The 1337-nt window shown below is 62.2% G+C and carries 2 protein-coding genes; both read left to right on the forward strand.

Going from position 1 to position 1337, the window contains the following annotated elements; all coding sequences use genetic code 11:
- On the forward strand, positions 1–139 hold a 139-nt coding region (locus tag W930_RS29445; protein WP_161782793.1), incomplete at its 5' end, for a fumarylacetoacetate hydrolase family protein.
- A gap of 25 nt (positions 140–164) precedes the next feature.
- On the forward strand, positions 165–1316 hold the full coding sequence (locus W930_RS0102915) for an ABC transporter substrate-binding protein (RefSeq protein WP_023594865.1): 1152 nt from the start codon (positions 165–167) through the stop codon (positions 1314–1316).
- Positions 1317–1337 lie beyond the last annotated feature (21 nt).

The following is a 1337-nucleotide window of genomic DNA, read 5'->3' on the forward strand; positions in this document are numbered from 1 at the left end:
CGGCACGCCGGGCGGTGTCGGTGCGAAGCGTAATCCGCCGCTGTTCATGAAGGACGGCGATGTGGTCGAAGTGGAAGTCAGCAAGCTCGGCATTCTGCGCAACCCGATTCGTGCCGAGGGCAGCGCCACGAATCAGTGACGAGACAGTGGAGGAGACATCAATAATGAACAAGACAAGCATTCTGATCGCGGCCGGGGTCATGGCCGCGGCACTGAGCGGCCTCGTGCATGCCGACATCAAGGTCGGTGTGATTCTGTCGACCACCGGGCCAGCGGCGTCGCTCGGCACGCTGGAGAAGAGCGGCGTCATGCTGGGGCCGGACACCTTAGGAGGACAGAAAGTCAAGTACATCTATCTCGACGACGCGTCCGACCCGAGTCTTGCCGTGCGAAGCCTGCATAAGCTCATCAGCGAAGAGCACGTCGATGTGGTGATCGGACCGACGACGACGCCGAGCGCTGTGGCGGTCATTCCATTGCTGGCCGAATCGGGAACGCCGGGCATCACGCAAGGGCCGACCAACTCGCTGGTGCAGCCGGTCGATGCGCAACGACGCTGGAATTTCAAGACGACGACCAACGACGAACATGAAGGCACGCCGCTGTTCGATCACATGAAGGCCAAGCAGACGAAAACGCTGGCGTTCATCGGCTTTACCGACTCCTACGGCGATCAATGGTTGAAATTGACCGAGCGCTTTGCCAAGGATCGTGGGATTCAGGTGGTGTCGCAGGAACGCTATGCCCGCACCGACTCGACGGTCACATCCCAGGTCGTCAAGATGCTCTCGAAACAGCCCGACGCTGTGCTGATCGCCGGGTCTGGTGGCGCCGCAGCGACACCGTTGCTCGAATTGCGCACTCGCGGCTACAAGGGCGACATCTATGTGACGCTGGGTGCGACGTTCGGCGACTTTCTGCGACTCTCGGGCGCGGCCGCCGATGGCATTTTCGCTCCGTACGCGGCGGTGATGGGGGTCGATCAGGTTCCCGATACCTATGCTGCCAAGAAGAGTGCCGCGGAATTCGTGCGGGCTTACGACGCGAAGTACGGCGGCAACACGAGCAACATCTTCTCCGCGGGCGCGTGGGACGCCAACAAGCTGATCGCGAACGCGGTGCCAGAGGCGCTGAAGAAGGCTTCACCTGGCACGCCGCAGTTCCGTGCCGCGCTGCGCGATGCCATCGAGGCGACAAAGGATCTGGCCGGCGCGCGTGGCGTCTACAACATGAGCGCGACGGATCACACCGGTCTCGACATTAGCTCCCTGATGCTCGGCCAGCGTCAGAAGGGCCGTTGGGTGCTCGCCAAATAAGCCGCACCGGCATTGGCGACG

The sequence above is a fragment of the Pandoraea sp. E26 genome (assembly GCF_000681415.1).
GTDB lineage: Bacteria > Pseudomonadota > Gammaproteobacteria > Burkholderiales > Burkholderiaceae > Pandoraea > Pandoraea pnomenusa.